The organism is Rhizobium sp. BT04, from assembly GCF_030053135.1.
Classification (GTDB): Bacteria; Pseudomonadota; Alphaproteobacteria; order Rhizobiales; family Rhizobiaceae; genus Rhizobium; species Rhizobium binxianense.
This window is the reverse complement of sequence record NZ_CP125652.1, coordinates 267,627-288,562: the sequence shown is the minus strand read 5'-3', so window position 1 is coordinate 288,562 and position 20,936 is coordinate 267,627. Positions and strand designations below refer to the sequence as shown.

Here is a 20,936-nt window from a genome sequence, read left to right as displayed (position 1 = left end):
GTGCTGTTATCGCCAAGTCAAATGATCAGGTTGGCGAGGATCTCGTTTTCGGTGATATCCTCGTAACCCATGCCGGCAGCTTCGAAATTTCCGATCAAACGGGCGAAATTCTCCGGCGCCTTGGTTTCGATGCCGATCAGGATCGAGCCGAAGTTGCGCGCCGATTTCTTCAGATATTCGAAGCGGGCGATATCGTCGTCTGGGCCGAGTAGATTGAGGAAATCCCTGAGCGCGCCGGGGCGCTGGGCAAGCCGCAGGATGAAGTATTTCTTCAGCCCTGCGTAACGCATGGCTCTTTCCTTAACGTCAGGCAGGCGCTCGAAATCGAAGTTGCCGCCGGAAACGACGGCGACGATGGTCTTGCCGCGGATCGCTTGGCGGTCCATCGCGGCAATTGCCGTCAGCGACAGGGCGCCGGCCGGCTCCAGCACGACGCCCTCGACATTCAGCATCTCCTGGATGGTGACGCAGATGGCGTTCTCCGGCATCAGCTGCACCTGGCTTGCCGGAAAATCGCGAAGGGCGGCGAAATTCAGGTCACCGATGCGGGCGACGGCAGCGCCGTCGACGAAATTGTCGACCTTGCCAAGCGTCGTTACCTTGCCCGCCTCGATGCTGCGCCTGAGGCTCGGCGCCCCGGCCGGCTCGGTGAAGACGAAGGCCGATTTCGGCACGGTGCCGTCGAGATAACCGGTGATGCCGGCGGCAAGTCCGCCGCCGCCGACCGGCAGGACGATCATGTCGGGGACCGTTCCTTCCGGCAGCTGCTGCATGATTTCGGCGGCGACCGTCGCCTGGCCCTCGATGATGTCGGCGTGATCGAAGGGCGGCACCATGACGCCGCCGACCGCTTCGACATGGTCGCGGGCGGCCTGGTAGCACTGGTCGAAGAAATCGCCGAACAGCCGGATGGTGATGAATTCGGCGCCGAACATGCGGGTCTTGTCGATCTTCTGCTGCGGCGTCGTCACCGGCATGAAGACGACGCCCGGCACGCCGAAATGGCGGCAGACAAAGGCAAAGCCCTGGGCATGATTGCCGGCCGAGGCGCAGACGAAGGTCTTGCCGGCGGCCCCCTGCCCGATCGCCTTGCGGAAGAAATTGAAAGCGCCGCGGATCTTATAGGAGCGCACCGGCGACAGATCCTCGCGCTTCAGCCAGATATCGGCCCCGTAGCGGGCCGAGAGATGATCGTTGAGCTGCAGCGGCGTTGCCGGAAAGAGGCTGCGCATCGCCTCTTCGGCGCTTTCGACATCAAGTCTCGTCACGGGCGTGGTCCATTCTCATGTTATACAGGGCCGCTATGGCACATGCCGACCGGCAAAAGAAAGCCCGGTGCGGCCATTTCCGGTTCGCCGCCGGGCCTGTTGGCGAAAGGCTTTCTCAAGTCAATCGCAAAATTGGCGGCACATGAACTGATTTTAACTGTCCATGAAAGGGCCCGCCACTATATGAAGCCATGATGATCCTCAAATTCGCAAGACCGCTCGCCTGGCTGCTGCTCGCCTTCATCCTCTTCGTCACGGTCTCGCCGATCGGGCTGCGGCCGGAAACGGTCACGACGGTCAATACCGATCGCGCGGGCGCCTATGTTCTTGTCGGCCTCGCCTTTGCACTCGCCTATCCGAAACAGTGGAAATTGGTGGCCGTGCTGCTGATCGCCGGCTCGATCGCCATCGAATATTTGCAGTATTTTGCGCCGACGCGTCATCCACGCCTGCATGATGCCGGCGTCAAGGCCATGGGCGCCGCCCTCGGGCTGCTGGCCGGCTGGGTCATCAACAGGTGGCGCGAGAGCAAGGCGCCAAACACCGTTCCCTTCGCAGAACGCTGATTATCCCTCAGGTCAGAAACCGCGCAGCTGCGCGGCCCAGAAGAACAGTGGTATCGCAGCCATCACAGTTCCGAGAACAAGTGCGACACTGGTCTTGAAGATCCGGATGCGCCGAACCCTCGCCCCACTCCAATCGTAAACCATCGTCTTACTCCCCACAAAGACAACACTTACTCAACCGCCGCGGCGCAACCTTTGCACCTAAAATGCGGTTGTCAAGCAAAAACACGCTTTCATCCACAATATACAAGCATATTCAAACGGTATTATGAAGGTGATACGGGCGACGGAGATCGAACCCGTATGAGCCCGGGCCGATAGATTATCGCTGACACCCGCTACACTTGATCGGCACCGAGAAAGCACTTTGATCACGTCAATGCAGCGCGTGATTGATGTTCGACGGCGCGCACCACTGCACAATTTCTTAGATCGGAATCAAGTGCTACAGCGTCTTGCACGTCTGAACGACGTGGGCGCTGTAGCACCCAAAATTATCGGCGTTTAGCCGTCATAATGACCCGAGAATGCCGCCTCTGCCGACTTGACGGTGACAGCCACGTTCACGCCCTTTGTCACCGTCGCGCCGGTGGCGCGAAGATCGGTCACCACTTTCAAGCCGCCCGCCTTGGGGGCCGGAAGCGGCACTACGGTGCCGGCGTCCAGATCAGCGACCCAGAGCCCGTCTTGACCATCAACACTTATAACAACAACTGTAGCCATGTTTTGCCCTTTCTAACGATTGATGTTTTAAAATCCAGCTTTCTTCAGGCCTTCACGATAAAGATCTTTATGCCATTGCTCTTTACTTGGAACGGCAGACAACCACTTGTCCACATCGAAGTCCGGATTGCCTTCACGAAACCTTCTTACGAAGATCCGCGCCTTGTCCTGATGGCCCAACATGGCCCAACTTGCGGCAGACAGTCTGTCCGCTAGATTGGGATCCGCCATCTGCCCGATATAGTCCAGCGACGCTTCGAATTCGCCGAGGGCATAGTTTGCTCCCGCAGCGGTCCAGAAATACGTATCGGGACTGAGTGGGTTCAGCTCGATTGCCCGCTCGATCTTTCGCAAGGCCATGGCGGGGAGCGAACAATGAACCAACGTGTCCGCATAGTCGGCAATCACGTCGGCATAGTGTGGCGCAAGGCTTTCGGCCACTTCCATTGCTTCGGCGCTTTGATCAAACGCGCCCTGCAACAGCTTGGCGACTCCGAGCTCGCGATAGCCGTCGGCAAAGTCCGAACGCATCTCGGTGGCCTGCTTGGCGAAAGTCTCGGCCAATTGCAAAAGATCGATATCGCCTCGGGCCGTCAACAACCATTCCTTGGAGTAGGTCCGCGCCATCGAACTCAGCGCCGGTGCGAAATCGGGGCTTACGCTTAGCGCGGCTTTCATTTCCTTGCGGGCGCGCCGCAGGTTCGGAAGTGTCAGCCGCGCCAGGTGCCGCCTGCCGACAAGATATCGATGGTAAGCGACCGGGTTCAGATCTTCGCGCAACGCCTCATGGCGCTCGATTTCGCCGGACACGGAGAGAGCGATCTGCCGGGCAACAACTCTCCTGTCTCTGGCGAGATCCATACGATCGAGACTGAATCTTTCCGCCCAAACAATTTGATTCTGATCGAAAAAGATCAGCTGGGCGAACAGCGTCACTTCATCGCCTGTACTGCTAATCCGGGTGTCGAGGATATAGTTGACGCGATGCCGTTCAAAGAAGGCCTTCTGCGTCTCCACGTGGTGACCGATTTGAACCGCCGAATATGGGGCTATGACCTCCAGGCTGTTGAAGACGCAAAATCCGATCGTGATATCCTCCACCAGAGATGCGGCGAGGAAACCGGCTTGCGGCCGAACCGATTGATTCCTAGGGGGAAGCAGCACCAGGCGGGGAATTGCAATGCGGACATCTTCGGGCTCGAGAGGAAGAGCCGCCTCGAGTTTCGCCTTTGACGGCGCTGACGGCGGACGCAGCGATTTTACGTCACCGTCATCGGATCCGGTGCGCACGGCGATGCCCCGCAAACTCGAATTGCGCCGCTGTTCAAAATAGTTCCGAACAGATTCAACTTCCTCTTCCGCGTTGAATATCCGGATCAGCAATTGCAGCGTTTCCGGATCCTTCGGCTCGGTCCGAAACAGGATCACCGCAGCCTTCCTCAGCAGTTCGGATTCCTCTCGCGACTGAGCCAATCGCGACGCCGTTCTCAGTGTATTTGCGAGAAGCTCGACATGGTAATTTTCACGTTCGGCGAGCCAGCGCTGAAACTGACGGCTATGGCTGTGAACCGGTCCCAGAAAAGGCTGGTTCATCAGCTTCACAAGCTGCCTCAGCCGCGAGAACGGCTCGACCTCTTCCTCCTTGTCCGACAGCAGAATGTCGGAAGACAGAGAACCCCGGTCGAGGGTGAGCATATTGCCCTGAGATGAAAGGATGTTGACTCCGAGATCGATTTGACGGGCCTTAATTCTCGAAATCACCTTGCGCAAAGTCGAAAGCGCAACGTCCCTGTCGGCTTCGCCCCACAGAAAGTGAGCCAAGGTCGTTCGATCCGCCGCCCCTTGATCGGTTGTGAACAAATAGGCGAAGAGCAGCAGGCCCTTCTCGGGAAAGGCGACAGCGCTGCCATTCTCGTCAATGAGGTGTAACCTCCCGAAGGTCTTCAGAACAAAAGCCATTTTGCCCTAGTCACCACATGTCCCGGCGTTCACAATGAAAAGTGAAATGCACGTATTGCAACAGTAGAAGTCGCAAGCACTACCCCTGCCGACACTCTGTCCCAACGTCTACCAAATTCAACAAGCTTGAGTGCCCAGGAGTCATGCTGAGATTTCTACATCAACTTGCATGAAATATTTTTCGCAATCAATCTATCCTGACCTTGCGTAGAAACAATGTCAATTTGCAACTGCGTGACGCGCCGTTGCTTGTCGTGGCCGTGCTCAGCATGTGGGATCGTCGTTTTGCGCCCGAATTCAACTGGACATTCGAAGCAACCCAATATCGGATTGTCGTGAGCGATGAGGGCTTCCAAACTTTGAAACGGAATCGCATCCCAATCCCTGAATATCGGTTGAGAATAGCGTCTCTCTTTGTTAGCAGGAAGAACCACGCGGACGTGGTGGAATCGGTAGACACAAGGGACTTAAAGCAAATTGAGTGCACTGGCGGAAACGCCGGATGTAGAACTGCTCAAAGTCGGGGAAACCTGTCAGATGGCAATCCCGAGCCAAGCCCTGCAAGGGGAAGGTGTAGAGACTAGACGGGCAGCACCTAAGGCAAAGCTAGGGTGAAGGTATAGTCCAGACCACAAACGCCGGAAGGCGGCGGCGAAAGCCGTAGCTGGTAAGAAAATCCCTCGGCCTCGGCTTTGCGGGTTCGACCCCCGCCGTCCGCACCAGCCTACGCTCTGTGAGCCCCGGCTCGGCGAGCCGTAGTTCCGTCGGGAACAAAGGCGGACTGGTTCGACAATATTCCGGTTTGCTGCACCATCTGCCGAGGGCACTAAACGGAAAAGGCGCGGCAGGCCTCATGCCCGCCGCACCTCATCATTCCGGCGTCAAGGATCAAGCGAGCTTGGCAGCAAGCTTGGCGATATGGGCGCCTTGGTATTTCGCGCCTTCCAGCTCGATCTCGGAAGGCTGGCGCGAGCCGTCGCCGTTGGTGATGGTGGAGGCGCCATAGGGCGAGCCGCCCTTGACTTCCTCGGTGCCCATCTGGCCCTGGAAGGCATAGGGAAGGCCGGCAACGACCATGCCCTGGTGCAGGAAGGTGGGGATGAAGCCGAGAATGGTCGATTCCTGGCCGCCGTGCTGGGTAGCCGAAGAGGTGAACACCGAACCGATCTTGCCGACCAGTTTGCCGGCGAACCAGAGGCCGCCCGTCTGATCCCAGAAATTGCGCATCTGCGATGCGACCGTTCCGAAGCGGGTGCCGGCGCCGACGATGATCGCGTCATAATCCGCGAGTTCGTCGACGGTGGCGATCGGAGCGGCCTGATCGACCTTGTAGTAGGAAGCCTTGGCGACGTCTTCCGGAACCAGTTCCGGAACGCGCTTCACGGTGACCTCGGCACCGGCCGACTTCGCGCCTTCGGCGACGGCATAGGCCATGGTTTCGATATGGCCGTAAGCCGAATAATAAAGGACGAGAACCTTCGCCATCTTCTATCTTCCTTGAAACAGGGGGTTGAATTTCGTGACCGAAGGATTTCTATCAGCGCGCCTGGTTGAACAAAGCCCTCCCCTCAAGGACGCAGTGTTCAACTGATGTAGATGAAAATTCACTTGCCTTTTCATTTCAGCAAAATGGACGCAGATGATGCCGTCCGATAACCGCTGGCACTGTGCGGCATCATGCTCCGGCTGTTTGCAAAGCGATCGAACGGGACTACCTATTCACCAGCTTCACATCACGGAACATCCCATGAGCCATACCATCGTCGTCACCGCCGCCATGCTCGCCATCGGCGACGAACTTCTTTCCGGCCGCACCAAGGACAAGAATATCGGCCACCTCGCCGATCTGCTCACCCTTTCCGGCATCGACCTCAAGGAGGTGCGCATTGTCGCCGACGAGGAAGAGGCGATCGTCGAGGCGCTGAACGCGCTTCGCGGCAAATACGACTATGTCTTCACCTCGGGCGGTATCGGGCCGACGCATGACGACATTACCGCCGATGCCATCTCCAAGGCATTCGGCGTGCCCTGCGAATATGACGAAACGGCAATGGCGCTGCTGGCTGATATGTACCGGCGCCGCGAGATGGAGTTCACCGAGGCGCGCCAGCGCATGGCGCGCATGCCGCGCGGTGCTACCCATATCGCCAATCCGGTTTCCACGGCGCCAGGCTTCATCATCGGCAATGTCCATGTCATGGCCGGCGTGCCGCAGGTTTTCCAGGCGATGGTCGACAATGTGCTGCCGACGCTTCGAACCGGCACGCCGGTGCTTTCGCTTGCCATCGCCTGCCCTTACGGCGAAGGCGAAATCGGCACGCCGCTGACCGCGATCCAGAAAGCGCATCCCGAAACCAGCATCGGTTCCTACCCGCGCTATATCGGCCAGAAATTCTCGACCGAGATCGTCGTGCGCGGCCGCTCGCAGGCGGTCATCGAGGCGGCCGGGGCCGAGGTGCAGGCGATGATCGACGCCATCCGCCGGCGGAAAGAGGTCGCCGAAAACCATTCCGCCGAGGCTTGAGGGAAACGCCGGAACGGAGGCCATCCTTGATCCCCATCAAGGAACTTGAGAACGGTCCGCTGCATTCCTTCCCTCGCGGCAGCCATTTCAGCGCAAGGAGAATTGATATGTCTTACAAAACCATTCTCGCCATTCTCGATACATCAGACAATAGTGCTGCGGTTGCCGATTTCGCCTTTGCCCTCGCCGCTGAAAACGGCGCCCATGTGATCGGCCTGCATGCCGAAACCATCTCCGCCGTACCGCTGGTGGCGCCGATGGAAATTCCCGATCCGGTCGCCGTGCAGGCGCTGCAGGACATGGCGCACAGCGAAACGGTTGCGGTGGAGCGGATCTTCCGGGCGAAAGCGGATGCATCGGGCACCTCTTCCGAATGGCGCAGCTTTACCACGTCAACCGGTTACGGCTCGGCGCCGCTGATCGAAAGCGCCCGCAGCGCCGATCTGCTGATCGCCTCGCAGGCCGACCCGGCCAGAGCTTCCGACAGCCATGTCGACGTCGACACCTTCCTCTTCGAAACCGGCCGGCCGGTGCTGATAATCCCCTATATCATCCGCCAGCCGAAGCCGATCAAGCGCGTGCTGATCGCCTGGAACGGCTCGAAAGAGGTGGCCCGCGCCACCTTCGATGCGCTGCCGATCCTCAAGGCGGCCGAGGAGGTGGAGATCTTCTCGGTCGATCCGGCCGACACGGCGCTGCAATCGCCGCTGACGGCAGGCGCCGAGATCGCCGCCACACTGGCCCGCCACGGCGTGAAGACGACGCTTGCCACAGCCCAGAGTGTAGACAAGAGCACCTCGCATGCCATCGAGAACCGGCTTTCCGACGACAGCATCGATCTTCTCGTCATGGGCGCCTCTACGCATTCCTGGCTCTGGCAGATGATTTTCGGCGGCACGACGAAGACCTTGCTGCAATCGATGACGGCGCTGACGCTGATGTCGCGTTGACTTGCCGCGATCATCGGCGCTCTTGCCTTTTGCCGGCAAATTCCGTTAATTGCGGCGACCGATGACAGCTTCGAGCCTCGGCACAGCTCGCGATCTCGCGCAGTTCCGGCTGCGCGATTTCTCGTTTTGCCGATCGCCGCTCCAAGTCCATCCGGTCGCCGGCCAACGGCGTGTTGTTTTTTCATGCCGCGGAGCAGCCCGATGTCCCTTCCCGATAAAGCCTTTCCCGTTTCCTGGGATCAGTTCCACCGCGATGCGCGCGCCCTTGCCTGGCGGCTTGCCGGCCTCGACCAGACCTTCAAGGCGATCGTCTGCATCACCCGCGGCGGCCTCGTCCCGGCCGCGATCATCTCGCGCGAACTGAACATCCGGCTGATCGAGACCGTCTGCGTCGCCTCCTATCATGATTATGTGAACCAGGGCGACATGGTGCTGCTCAAGGGGATCGCCCCCGAACTTCAGGAAAATGGCGGCGAAGGCGTGCTCGTCGTCGACGATCTGACCGATACCGGCAAGACCGCCGTCCAGGTGCGCACCATGCTGCCGCGGGCGCATTTCGCCTGTGTCTATGCCAAGCCGAAGGGCGTTCCGACCGTCGATACCTTCATCACCGAGGTGAGCCAGGACACCTGGATCTATTTCCCTTGGGACATGGGCTTCACCTACCAGGAGCCGATCGCCAAGAGCGCAGGCTGATCGCCACCGACCACAACGCGCGACCTTCGCGTTTACGACTTGAAATTGTTCCAGATTTTGTCGGCGGGGATTCTCGAATCCGCTATCGGGATCCGCACATCTATTTTATCTTCCTCTCATAAACTCGACGGCTGCGAATCGCGGCAGGCTGCGCCTAAGGCGTGCAACGAGCGATACGATGATAGGGAACCAAAATGGCGCGGTGGGGGCATAGAGGAGCGGTTGTGACCGTCGGGCTGGCGGCATGTCTGTTTCCCCTCACGCCTGGCCGCGCCGAGCCTGCCTATATTCCTCTGGTGCGCGACTACCTGGAGACGCGGATCCGGCCGACGGTGGAGACACCGCTGGTGCTGAAAGCCATCGCCGAGCAGGACGCGGAATTCGGCGATGTCAGCGAGATGGACATCCGGGTGCTCGACAAGACCTACCGGTCGGAGATCGATCAGCACCATCTGCACATGGTCAAGCTGCTGCTCGACAAATCCGTGTCGCACTATCTAAAACCAGGCAGGACGCCTCACAGGGCGCGATCCTCGAATTTTTCATGACCGACAGTCACGGGCTGAACGTCGGGCAAAGCATCATCACCGCCGACTATTGGCAGGGTGACGAGGAGAAATACCTCAGAACCTTCGCAAACGGCTCCCGCGAGATCTTCATCGACCGCGCCGAACGCAACGAATCCATCCAGATGCTCGAAACGCAGGCGAGCTTCGTCGTCCTCGACGAAGAGGAACGGCCGATCGGGGTCGTCACCGTCACCATCGCCATCGACGCGCTCTGACAGGCGCTTGCAACAGGGCGAATCGCCATGCCGATTTGCGGCGGAAATGCCATCACAAGATTTGCCGCGGGACGCTTTTTTGCCGTTCCGGCATTTTCCTTAGCCGGCAACGCCCGCAAGCCATTGTATTTTCAGCACTCCCCGGCTTTCCCCAATCTTCACAGGCGCATCCACAAGATGTTGTGGTTAGCAATCAATTAAGATCCAGCCCTTGACGGAATCACCTGTTTCAAACTTACTGTCCCTGATGTTGCGGCGGCGACAGGACCGGAGGTAACGAGCCCGGTTTCCTTTTGAAAAATTGGACGCGGAATCAGGGTGATGGACCGGAAACGGTGTCGGGCCTGACAGGATTTCTGCGCGATTTTCAGCCTCCAAAAAAAGTGACGTCGGGACTGGCGATAATAAGCTGTTAATACTATATTTAGTGTTTGCAGCCACCATCACCACAAGATACAGGAAGGACATCTCCGGATGACACCCCTGTGACAATACGGAAACGAGGCTGGCTGCACGACGACAAAGTGCCGCCGGATAGGAATTTTGCGCCCCGGTCGCGGGGACCGGGCGCCAACACGAGGTCAAGACCATGCGCATCGAACGTCGTTTCACGAAGGCCGGCCAAGGCGCCTATGCGGATATCGAATTCCGCAAGGCGACGAGCGAGATCAAGAACCCCGATGGTTCGATCGTGTTCCGCCTCGAGAACATCGATGTTCCCGCGCAGTTCTCCCAGGTCGCGACCGACGTTCTGGCGCAGAAGTATTTCCGCAAGGCCGGCGTTCCCACTCGGCTGAAGAAGGTCGAGGAAAACGACGTTCCCTCCTTCCTGTGGCGCTCCGTTCCCGACGATGCTGCACTGAAGGCCCTGCCGAAGGACGAACAGACCGGCTCCGAAATCGATGCGCGCCAGGTCTTCGACCGTCTTGCCGGTACCTGGACTTATTGGGGCTGGAAGGGTGGCTATTTCTCCTCCGAAGAAGATGCTGCCGCCTTCAAGGACGAGCTTGCCTATATGCTCGCCACCCAGCGCGTCGCCCCGAACTCGCCGCAGTGGTTCAACACCGGCCTGCACTGGGCCTACGGCATCGACGGTCCCGGCCAGGGCCATTTCTACGTCGATCCCTTCACCGGCAAGCTGACCAAGTCCAAGTCGGCCTACGAACACCCGCAGCCGCATGCCTGCTTCATCCAGTCGGTCGAGGACGATCTCGTCAACGAAGGCGGCATCATGGATCTTTGGGTGCGTGAAGCCCGCCTGTTCAAGTACGGCTCCGGCACCGGCTCCAACTTCTCGATGCTGCGCGGCGAAGGTGAAAAGCTTTCCGGCGGCGGCCGCTCCTCCGGCCTGATGAGCTTCCTGAAGATCGGCGACCGCGCCGCCGGCGCCATCAAGTCGGGCGGCACGACGCGCCGCGCCGCCAAGATGGTGGTCGTCGATATCGACCATCCCGATATCGAGGAATACATCAACTGGAAGGTCAAGGAAGAACAGAAGGTGGCGGCCCTCGTCACCGGCTCAAAAGTGGTCGCCAAGCATCTGAAGGCGATCATGAAGGCCTGCTTCAACTGCGAAGGCGGCGATAACGGCGATTGCTTCGACCCGGCCAAGAACCCTGCCCTGAAGCGCGAAATCCGCGCCGCCAAGAAGGATCAGGTTCCCGAGAACTACGTCCAGCGCGTCATCCAGTTCGCCCGCCAGGGCTACAAGGATCTGCAGTTCAAGACCTACGACACCGATTGGGATTCGGAAGCCTACCTGACGGTATCGGGCCAGAACTCCAACAACTCCGTCTCGATCAAGGACGACTTCCTGCGCGCCGTCGAAAATGACGGCGATTGGAACCTGACCGCCCGCAAGGACGGCCGGGTGATGAAGACGCTGAAGGCGCGCGATCTCTGGGAAACGATCTCCTATGCCGCCTGGGCCTCGGCCGATCCGGGCATCCACTTCAACACGACGATGAACGACTGGCACACCTCGCCGGCCGGCGGCCCGATCCGCGGCTCGAACCCGTGCTCGGAATACATGTTCCTCGACGACACGGCCTGCAACCTTGCCTCGCTGAACCTGCTGCAGTTCAAGGACAAGGCCACCAAGCGCATCAATATCGCCGATTACGAACATGCCGTCCGCCTGTGGACCGTCGTGCTCGAAGTCTCGGTGATGATGGCGCAGTTCCCGTCGAAGCGCATTGCCGAACTCTCCTACGAATACCGCACGCTCGGCCTCGGATATGCCAATATCGGCGGCCTGCTGATGTCGTCGGGCATTCCCTACGACTCTACCGAGGCTCGCGCCATCGCCGGGTCGCTGACCGCGATCATGACCGGCATCTGCTATGCGACCTCGGCCGAAATGGCTGCCGAGCTCGGGCCGTTCCCGAATTTCGCGCCGAACCGCGAGAGCATGCTCAAGGTCATTCGCAACCATCGCCGGGCCGCCCATGGCGAAACCTCAGGCTATGAGGCCCTGTCGATCAACCCGGTCGCGCTGATCCATTCGGAAAACCCCGACCAGGATCTCGTCGCCCACGCCAAATCGGCCTGGGACAAGGCGCTCGAGCTCGGCGAACAGCACGGCTATCGCAATGCCCAGGTCTCGGTGATCGCGCCCACCGGCACGATCGGGCTCGTCATGGATTGCGACACCACCGGCATCGAGCCCGACTTCGCCCTCGTCAAGTTCAAGAAGCTCGCCGGCGGCGGCTACTTCAAGATCATCAACCGCGCCGTACCCGACGCGCTGCGCACGCTCGGCTATTCGGAAAGCCAGATCGCCGAGATCGAGGCCTATGCCGTCGGCCACGGCAACCTGAACCAGGCACCGTCGGTCAACCCGTCGACGCTGAGGGCCAAGGGCTTCACCGACGAGAAGGTCGAAGCCGTCAACGCCGCGCTGAAGAGCGCCTTCGACATCAAGTTCGTCTTCAACCAGTGGACGCTCGGCGCCGACTTCCTCAAGGACACGCTGAAGGTTTCCGACGAACAGTTGGCCGACATGAGCTTCAGCCTGCTCGACCATATCGGCTTCTCGAAGAAGGACATCGAAGCCGCCAACATCCATGTCTGCGGTGCGATGACGCTGGAAGGCGCGCCCTTCCTCAAGGCCGAGCACCTGCCGGTGTTCGATTGCGCCAATCCCTGCGGCAAGATCGGCAAGCGCTACCTCTCGGTGGAAAGCCATATCCGCATGATGGCGGCGGCCCAGCCCTTCATCTCGGGTGCGATTTCCAAGACGATCAACATGCCGAACGAGGCGACCGTCGAGGATTGCAAGAACGCCTACCTGCTCTCCTGGAAGCTTGGCCTCAAGGCCAACGCGCTCTATCGCGACGGCTCCAAGCTGTCGCAACCGCTCAACGCCTCGCTGATCGAAGACGAGAACGAGGAGGATGCGCTGGAGGAACTGCTGCAGGCGCCGGTCGCCGCCCAGGCCGTCACCATCACCGAGAAGATCATCGAGCGGGTGATCGAACGGGTTTCGCGCGAACGTGAGAAGCTGCCGAACCGCCGCCAGGGCTATACCCAGAAGGCCGCCGTCGGTGGACACAAGGTCTATCTCAGAACCGGCGAATTCGGCGACGGCCGCCTCGGCGAGATCTTCATCGACATGCACAAGGAAGGTGCTGCCTTCCGTGCGATGATGAACAATTTCGCCATCGCCATCTCGCTCGGCCTGCAATATGGCGTGCCGCTCGAAGAATATGTCGAGGCCTTCACCTTCACCAAGTTCGAGCCGGCCGGCATGGTCATCGGCAATGATGCGATCAAGAACGCCACCTCGATCCTCGACTATGTCTTCCGCGAGCTTGCTGTCTCCTATCTCGGCCGCCACGATCTGGCGCATGTCGATACGTCGGACTTCTCGAACACGGCACTCGGCAAGGGCATCCAGGAAGGCAAGACCAACCTGCTCTCCACCGGCTGGACCCGCGGCTACAAGCCGACGCTGGTCTCCGGCACCGGCGGCGAACGCCAGGCAGGCGAACCCAAGGGTGCGGCCACATCAGCCCCTGCCCGCGCCGCTTCCTCCGGCACCGTGACCGCCTTTGCAGGAAGTGCCGCCCGCAAGCTGGAGCCGACGGTTGCCATCTCCACCTCCGAAATCGTCGCCTTCAAGCGCGATTACGAGGAGCGGGCCAAGGAGCTGGCGGAAGAGATCGCCGAAGAGGTGACCGAGGAACTCACCAGCGACGCAACGGCCCTCTTCTCCGACAAGGCGGCAGCCGACGCGGCAACGGCCAAGACGGAAGCCAAAAAGGTGGAAGCCGAACGCCGCCAGCGCTCGATCATGCAGGGCTATACCGGCAACATGTGCTCGGAGTGCCAGAACTTTACGATGGTGCGGAACGGCACCTGCGAGAAGTGCGACACGTGCGGTGCTACGAGCGGGTGCAGCTGAGTAGGCGCTGGTCGGGTTCTGTTCTTAGTATAGGCAGCCATTGATTATGTCCGGCAGCCACTGAATTGACGCAGAATTTATCCCGCCCGAGGCCAAAAAGCTCGGGCGGGACAGAGCTAGATCAACAAGATAGATCATCATCAGATCGTCGAAGACAAAATCCAAGCCGTTCACCTCGAATGAGAAGTTAGTTCGACACATTCTGAAAATGTAACGGTCGCCTCAATATTGAAAGACACAGTCCAACAAGCGATTTCTAGTTCATCATAATTGCATCACTTCGGTAACGTGGGCGCCAGCCATCTGTAGAGCTGAGGAATGCCATGAAAGACGCCGAAGTAGCGGTTGATATGAAAGACACCTTGGCCACATGACAGAAGTCGTCCGCGACGCTGCGAAGCAGCAATTTCGCCGAACGTGAAAGGCCATCGTCTGGGCTCGTTCGGCCGGGCGATGTGCATTTTGCAACAAGCTCTTCATCGGCGACCTCATCTCTGGCAAGTCAGACCTTAACACCGCCTATATCGTGCACATCGTTTCGGACGCTCCCAAGGGCCTTCGCCTAGATGTCATCCTCTCCCCCCAAGCTCCAAAGACCCGTCCAACCTGATGCTGCTCTGCGACACGCATCACCGGCGGACCGACGGCGACTATCGACGCTCCGGTGATGCCGAACCTGTTCGAGCGATATCGGCTCTGCGGAAATGCCGGCGTCGAAGCCGGAAGGTGGAAGATCGTTCAAGACTCTGCTGTTCTGTCCGAACGGGTACTTCGCGCACTGCCAGAAGAGCACCCTCGCCATGTCGACGTCCGCCTTCCATACGAGAAAGTGATCGCCTTCGTCGCGGAGCGGCCGATGCTTGCATTGGAGAAGGCGCTATGGAAGGCTCATATTTGCCGTTCAATCGGACGTGGAAGCCGCCAGTGCCTTGTTAACGGCGTTGATCAGCAAGGCACCTGGAAACGGCTTATGCAGATAGGCGATGCATCCCGCTTGCACCGCGTCTGCTTCCACTGCACTCTCTTCGAGAGCCGTGATGAAAATTACCGGAAGCTTGGAACCGGAATCCCTCAATCGTCGCTGCAGCTCTATCCCGGACATACCGCCGAGATCAATATCCAGCACGAGGCATTCAACCTTGCTCGCGGCGTCGCGGCTCAGAAATGCCTCGGCGGACGAATATTCCTCGGTCAAAAAGCCATAGGCATTCAGCAACCTCCGGACGCTCCTGCGCATGCTCGGATCGTCTTCCACGACAGCCACTATGCTTGGTGGGAGTTCCAATTTTGTGCCTCGCTTCAGCCAGCCGAGAAGGCGACCGGCTCTATCGATGATAGAGCCGTCCAAGGCTCTCCGATACTGTCCTAAAGGGAAGCGTTTCCGCGTTCAGACGTGACGCGGTGGGTTTGACGCGGGTTCGAGACGTCCCATTCTTTCGGCGATTGACACCGCCTCGGCAAGCGAACGCGCCCCGAGCTTTTCCATGACGCAGTGGCGGTGGGCCTTGACCGTTCTCTCGGACGTTCCGAGGGCGTAGGCGATTTGCTTGTTGAGCTTACCGCGAACAATCAAATCGAAAACCTGCGCTTCGCGCGGTGTCAGGTTTGCCAGGAGAGTCTCGAATGTATGGATGCGATCATATGCCATACGTCGTCTTTCGTACTGGAGCAGCGCTCGGTCGATCGCCTCCACTACGGTCTTGCCCGATGCCGGCTTCTCCAGGAAGTCTTCCGCACCCGCCTTGATTGCCCGGACGCTGGCTTGAATGTCGCCTTCGCCCGTCAGGTAGATGATCGGCAGCAGCGGGACAGTCTCCGCAAGACGGCTCTGCAGGTCAGATCCGCTCAGACCAGGCAATTGGAGATCGAGAAGGATGCAGCCTGGCCCGGCATTCGGCAGATGCGCGAGAAACTGTTCGCCTGATTCATAGAGCGCCACCCGGAATCCGGACGCCTCGATCATTCGCCCGATCGCGGTTCGGAATGACTGGTCGTCATCGACGATGTGAATGATAGGACCCATGGCTATCGACTCCGCGCAAGCGGCAGGACGAAACGGAAAACCGCGCCGCCCTCCGGATTGTTGTCCGCCCATATCTTGCCGGCGTAGGCTTCGACGATCATCCGTGCGATCGGAAGACCAAGCCCGGTGCCGGTCGGCTTCGTCGTATAGAATGCCTCAAAAACACCGACGAGCTTTTCGCTGGGGATGCCGCGGCCGGTATCGGAAATCGACAGCTCGACCTTGGATTCCTGGGTGAGACGGGTCTGGACCACCAGCCTTCTCTCGGTCGCCGCCACGTCGAGCATGGCATCCATCGCATTGGTTGCGAGGTTGAGAATGACTTGCTGGATATGGACCTTGTCGGCTCGGACATGCAATTCCTCCGTCGGGCCGCTGGAGCTTACCAGGATGTTTCGCCGTTCGGCTTCGGGGTGGAGAATGCGGATCGCGCTGTGGATTACCTCATTGAGGTCGAACTCCTGCCAATCAATCTCGCTGCGCTTCTTAAGCAGCCCCCTCAATCGGAGAATGATATCGCCGGCACGCTGATCGTCATCGAGAATGTCTGCGACAATCTGTTGAATGAGTTTGAGATCGGGCCTCTCGCCCCGGAGTAGGAGCTCTGCCGCCTCGGCGTTGCTGCGGATCGCGCCGAGTGGCTGGTTGAGTTCATGTGCAATGGACGCTGTCAACGCGCCCGCCGTCGCGGACTGGTTGAGATGCACCAGTTCGAGGAGACGAACACGCGATTCCAGTTCCGCAGCACGGCGGCGACGGCGTTCGGCAAGCAGGCCGGCAATGACGACGCCTTGCGCGGCGATGACGGTGATTATGGCGAGGATCACCACCCAGTGCTCCTCCCAGAGTGTTTTTTCCCTGAACCACTGGATCGTTCCGGGCGGAAGTTTGTCCTCCGACAACCCCCAGCGCTCGAGCTGCCTCGCATCTGCAATATAAGTCTGCGGTACATCGACACTGGCAATCGGCTTACCGGCAATCGCATCGACGGCAAGGTCGGCCACCGTCAAGCCCAGCGACTCGAACGTGACCATGTTGCCTCCGACGATGCCGTAGTCGATGTAAGTGGGATAAGGACCGTAGACTGGTGCGCTGGCAGTTGCCGATATCTGTTTGATGGCTTCGCGCGGAATAAAATTGCGGCCGGTGTGATCTCTAAAGATCGTCAGGGCCAGGACGATGCTGTCGGGCGGAAGGTGAGCGGCACGCTCGACGAATTCGTCGATCGTCAAATCCTCCAGGTAGGTGGTTTCATAGTCCTTGGCCAAATCCCTAAGATCGTCACGAGCCGTTGCGAGCCACGCACGGTCGAAGTCTGCCGATCCCCCGATGATGAAAAGATGCCGTGCCTTCGGCTGAAGACTGCGAGCCATCTCAAGCGTCTTTGTGATGTCATACTCGTTGAAGGCCCCGACCACATCGCTCGGCAAGCGCATCGCCCGAGCGGTGGAGCTGCTGAATCCGGTGACAACTATGCGCGCGCCGGGGGCGATGGTCTCGCGGTTGGGGACGATGAAGCTTGCCGATTCCTCGCCAAGCGCAATCACCACATCCGGGCGGCGATCGGCATATTTATCGGTGAGATAGCGTGCCATCCCAGCGACGTGGGTCTCTTCCGGAAATCTCGAAAGGTCGAGAAACTCCGAAAAAATATCGATCTTGCCTGTGGTGGCTTCCAGCAGCCGGGTTCTCACAGCCTCTCCCGCAGCAGTCGTTGCCGCGATCCTTTCGTCATAGGGATAAAGGATGAGTATGCGCGGAACCCGGCCAACGATCTCCATCGAGACGGCTGGTGCGGCGGCGAGGATCACAAGCAACAGGCAACAGAGTGCGACCTGACTCCGGGCAAATCGGCTCGATCGAACCTTCCCATTGTGAACCCTACCCATCGTCCCTGCCCCCACAGGCGGAGCGATAATAGCAGGTTAGCCAAGCAGCGTCATCCGCGCCGACATCGAGACCGCCTGGCCAGCCGCCGTGGCGAAGATCACAAAGAGCCGCGTTGCCCGAAGGTACAATATCGCGGGGGACCGCCGTTAGGTAGGGTGCTCGTTATGGGTGTCTTTGGCCGCAATGGACACTTGAGCTGGACGCCGTTCCAGCCTGAACTGGCGTGCGGAATTTAGGATTGCCCCAGCCGTTTCGATTGAATTCCATGTGAACACACGACCTCCGTCACTCATTGGTTGCCGCTGTGCATCTCGGTGAATCATCGTCCGGCCGGAACGCTCAAAGGGAGGAGAAGAAAATGCATCGCATGATCCTCAGCTACGGCTTTGGTGCCTTGACTGCTACGGCCGCTCTCTACAGCGCATTCACCCCAGTGCAGGCTCAAGAGGCACAGAAAAAGCCCAACATCCTGTTCATCGTGTCCGACGACACCGGCTACGGCGATCTTGGCCCGTATGGCGGCGGCGAAGGACGGGGAATGCCGACCCCGAACATCGACGCGCTTGCCGACGAAGGAATGACCTTCTTTTCGTTCTATGCGCAGCCGAGCTGCACGCCTGGCCGTGCTGCCATGCAGACCGGACGCATTCCGAACAGAAGCGGCATGACCACGGTGGCCTTCCAAGGCCAGGGTGGTGGTCTCCCCGCCGCCGAATGGACGCTAGCCTCGGTACTGAAGCGCGGCGGATATCAGACCTACTTCACGGGAAAGTGGCATCTCGGGGAAGCGGATTATGCGCTACCGATCGCCCAGGGCTACGATGAGATGAAATATGTCGGCCTCTATCATCTCAACGCCTACACCTATGCCGATCCGACGTGGTTTCCGGACATGGATCCGGAACTGCGGGCTATGTTCCAGAAGGTTACGAAGGGCTCCCTCTCCGGCAAGGCCGGTGGCGAGGTCAAGGAGGACTTCAAGATCAACGGTCAGTACGTCAACACACCGGTAATCGACGGCAAGGAAGGTGTAGTCGGCATTCCGTTCTTCGATGGTTACGTCGAGAAGGCGGCGATCGAATTTCTCGACACGGCTTCGAAAAAGCCAGACCAGCCGTTCTTCATCAACGTCAACTTCATGAAGGTGCACCAGCCTAACATGCCAGCACCGGAATTCGAGCATAAGTCGCTCTCGAAGTCGAAATATGCAGACTCGATCGTCGAGCTTGACACGCACATCGGCAGGATCATGGACAAGCTGCGTGAAACTGGCATGGACCGAAACACGCTGGTTTTCTACACGACCGACAACGGAGCCTGGCAGGACGTTTATCCCGATGCCGGATACACCCCGTTTCGCGGCACCAAGGGCACCTTGCGCGAGGGCGGCAATCGCGTTCCCGCAATCGCAGTGTGGCCTGGCAAGATCAAACCTGACACCAAGAACCACGACATCGTTGGCGGTCTCGATCTGATGGCTACCTTCGCCTCGGTCGGCAGCGTACCCTTGCCGGACAAGGACCGCGAAGACAAGCCGATCATCTTCGACAGCTATGACATGTCGCCGATCCTGCTCGGCACGGGCAAGTCGGCACGCAAATCATGGTTCTACTTTACCGAAAACGAGCTCTCGCCGGGGGCGATCCGTGTCAACAATTACAAGTTCGCGTTCAATATCCGTGGCGATGACGGAGCCTCGACCGGTGGGCTCGCCGTCGATTCCAACCTCGGCTGGAAGGGCGCGGAGAAATATGTCGCCACCGTACCCCAGGTGTTCGATTTGTGGCAGGACCCGCAGGAACGCTACGACATTTTCATGAACAACTTTACCGAGCGGACCTGGATGGGCGTGATCATGGGGGAGGAACTGAAGAAGATCATGGCCACGTACGTACAGTATCCGCCACGCAAACAGCAGAGCCTGACCTATACTGGCCCGATCACGCTATCGAACTATGAGCGGTTCCAGTGGGTGCGCGAGCAGCTTGGGAAGGAAGGCGTCGCCATTTCTTTGCCGACCGGCAACTAGGATGCGATTGGCGGCCCCGGCTCAAACCGGGGCCGCCGCATGTTCGGGGAGCGTATCCAAGGAACGAAGCTGTCACCAAACCACGGGAGGACTCCAGATGTTCGAGACCTATGATTTCCTGAGTCTGGCGCGTAGCGCGGCGTTGGGCGTCGCAGCCGTCGTTCTCGTCGCTGCGCCGGCGCTGTGCCAGACCGATCCTCTGCCGTCTTGGAACGGCACCGCTCCGAAAGCGGCCATCGTCGGCTTCGTCGAGAAGGTGAGCAAGGCGGGTTCGCCCGACTTCGTGCCGGAACCGGAACGCATCGCCGTGTTCGACAATGACGGCACGCTATGGGTCGAGCATCCGATGTACATCCAGCTTGCCTTCGCCTTGGACCGCGTGAAGACGCTCGCTCCGGCGCATCCGGAATGGAAAGATGTACAGCCATTCAAGGCGGTGCTCGAAGGCGACATGAAGACGCTGGCCGCATCTGGCGAAAAAGGCCTTCTCGAGCTCATCATGGTCACCCATGCGGGAATGACCAACGACGATTTCCAGAAGGTCGTGACCGACTGGCTTTCCACGGCACGCGATCCCCGATTCAAGCGCCCCTACACCGAACTCGTCTATCAGCCGATGGTCGAGCTTCTGGCCTACCTGCGCGCCAACGGCTTTAAAACATTCATCGTGTCGGGTGGTGGCGTGGAGTTCATGCGGCCATGGGCGGAAAAGATCTACGGTGTCCCGCCGGAGCAGGTTGTCGGCTCCTCGATCAAGACCGAGTTCAAGATGCAGGACGACACTCCGACCTTGCACCGTCTGCCAGAGGTCAACTTCATCGACGACAAGGCCGGAAAGCCGGTCGCGATCAACCAACAGATCGGCCGTCGCCCGATTGCGGCCTTCGGCAATTCCGACGGCGACCTGGAAATGCTGCAGTGGACGACGATGGCGGGTGCGCCGGCGCGCCTGGGCATGCTTGTTCACCACACGGACGCGGAGCGCGAATACGCGTACGACCGCAAGACCGAATTCGGCCGCCTCGACAAGGCTCTCGATGCAGCCGCGATCACCGGCTGGACCGTCATCGACATGAAAGCCGACTGGAAGCAGATCTTCCACGTCCACATGGAGTGATT

General features: G+C 59.4%; 14 protein-coding genes and 1 pseudogene. 8 read left to right on the top strand and 7 right to left on the bottom strand.

Translation table 11 applies throughout. The annotated features are described in order from the left end of the window. Window positions 1-17: 17 nt before the first annotated feature. Complete coding sequence (gene ilvA / locus QMO82_RS09830) at window positions 18-1,268, bottom strand: threonine ammonia-lyase (RefSeq protein WP_183607623.1); 1,251 nt, start codon at window positions 1,266-1,268, stop codon at window positions 18-20. Between the two features lie 191 nt (window positions 1,269-1,459). Between ilvA and QMO82_RS09825 the strand changes: the two genes are divergently transcribed. After that, a complete protein-coding gene (locus QMO82_RS09825) occupies window positions 1,460-1,834 on the top strand; it encodes a VanZ family protein (protein WP_183607624.1) in 375 nt (124 codons plus the stop codon). Window positions 1,835-2,338: 504 nt separating this feature from the next. On the opposite strand, the gene QMO82_RS09820 is transcribed toward QMO82_RS09825, so the two are convergent. From QMO82_RS09820 to wrbA, 3 genes are all read right to left on the bottom strand, one after another. Beyond that, window positions 2,339-2,557: a hypothetical protein gene (locus QMO82_RS09820; protein ID WP_183607625.1), complete on the bottom strand. Its 219-nt coding sequence runs from the start codon at window positions 2,555-2,557 to the stop codon at window positions 2,339-2,341. 27 nt (window positions 2,558-2,584) lie between these two features. After that, window positions 2,585-4,516: a hypothetical protein gene (locus tag QMO82_RS09815; protein ID WP_283196641.1), complete on the bottom strand. Its 1,932-nt coding sequence runs from the start codon at window positions 4,514-4,516 to the stop codon at window positions 2,585-2,587. A gap of 888 nt (window positions 4,517-5,404) precedes the next feature. Next, a complete protein-coding gene (gene wrbA, locus QMO82_RS09810; protein ID WP_183607627.1) occupies window positions 5,405-6,001 on the bottom strand; it encodes an NAD(P)H:quinone oxidoreductase type IV in 597 nt (198 codons plus the stop codon). Between the two features lie 262 nt (window positions 6,002-6,263). Between wrbA and QMO82_RS09805 the strand changes: the two genes are divergently transcribed. The 5 genes and pseudogenes from QMO82_RS09805 to QMO82_RS09785 all read left to right on the top strand — a co-directional run bounded on the left by QMO82_RS09805 (window position 6,264) and on the right by QMO82_RS09785 (window position 13,875). Further along, complete coding sequence (locus tag QMO82_RS09805; RefSeq protein ID WP_183607628.1) at window positions 6,264-7,040, top strand: competence/damage-inducible protein A; 777 nt, start codon at window positions 6,264-6,266, stop codon at window positions 7,038-7,040. Between the two features lie 107 nt (window positions 7,041-7,147). Continuing rightward, complete coding sequence (locus QMO82_RS09800) at window positions 7,148-7,990, top strand: universal stress protein (protein ID WP_183607629.1); 843 nt, start codon at window positions 7,148-7,150, stop codon at window positions 7,988-7,990. Window positions 7,991-8,191: 201 nt separating this feature from the next. Further along, entirely contained in the window at window positions 8,192-8,686 is a 495-nt protein-coding gene (gpt, locus tag QMO82_RS09795; RefSeq protein ID WP_183607630.1) for a xanthine phosphoribosyltransferase, read from the top strand. Between the two features lie 194 nt (window positions 8,687-8,880). Next, window positions 8,881-9,470 (top strand): annotated as a pseudogene (locus QMO82_RS09790) (hypothetical protein). 589 nt (window positions 9,471-10,059) lie between these two features. Beyond that, entirely contained in the window at window positions 10,060-13,875 is a 3,816-nt protein-coding gene (locus QMO82_RS09785; RefSeq protein WP_183607631.1) for a vitamin B12-dependent ribonucleotide reductase, read from the top strand. 901 nt (window positions 13,876-14,776) lie between these two features. Here QMO82_RS09785 and QMO82_RS09780 read toward each other — a convergent pair. The 3 genes from QMO82_RS09780 to QMO82_RS09770 form a co-directional block, all read right to left on the bottom strand. Next, window positions 14,777-15,112: a response regulator transcription factor gene (locus tag QMO82_RS09780; protein ID WP_183607712.1), complete on the bottom strand. Its 336-nt coding sequence runs from the start codon at window positions 15,110-15,112 to the stop codon at window positions 14,777-14,779. A 150-nt stretch (window positions 15,113-15,262) separates the two neighbouring features. Then, window positions 15,263-15,898 carry a response regulator transcription factor gene (locus QMO82_RS09775; RefSeq protein ID WP_183607632.1) on the bottom strand — a complete coding sequence of 212 codons (636 nt, stop codon included), beginning with the start codon at window positions 15,896-15,898 and terminating at the stop codon, window positions 15,263-15,265. Between the two features lie 2 nt (window positions 15,899-15,900). Continuing rightward, window positions 15,901-17,679, bottom strand: a complete 1,779-nt coding sequence (locus tag QMO82_RS09770) for a sensor histidine kinase (RefSeq protein WP_246718292.1) — start codon at window positions 17,677-17,679, stop codon at window positions 15,901-15,903. A 467-nt stretch (window positions 17,680-18,146) separates the two neighbouring features. Here QMO82_RS09770 and QMO82_RS09765 point away from each other — a divergent pair, with 467 nt between their 5' ends. Then, window positions 18,147-19,817: an arylsulfatase gene (locus QMO82_RS09765; RefSeq protein ID WP_183607634.1), complete on the top strand. Its 1,671-nt coding sequence runs from the start codon at window positions 18,147-18,149 to the stop codon at window positions 19,815-19,817. A gap of 97 nt (window positions 19,818-19,914) precedes the next feature. After that, window positions 19,915-20,934 carry an HAD family phosphatase gene (locus tag QMO82_RS09760; protein WP_183607713.1) on the top strand — a complete coding sequence of 340 codons (1,020 nt, stop codon included), beginning with the start codon at window positions 19,915-19,917 and terminating at the stop codon, window positions 20,932-20,934. The last annotated feature ends 2 nt before the right edge of the window (window positions 20,935-20,936 follow it).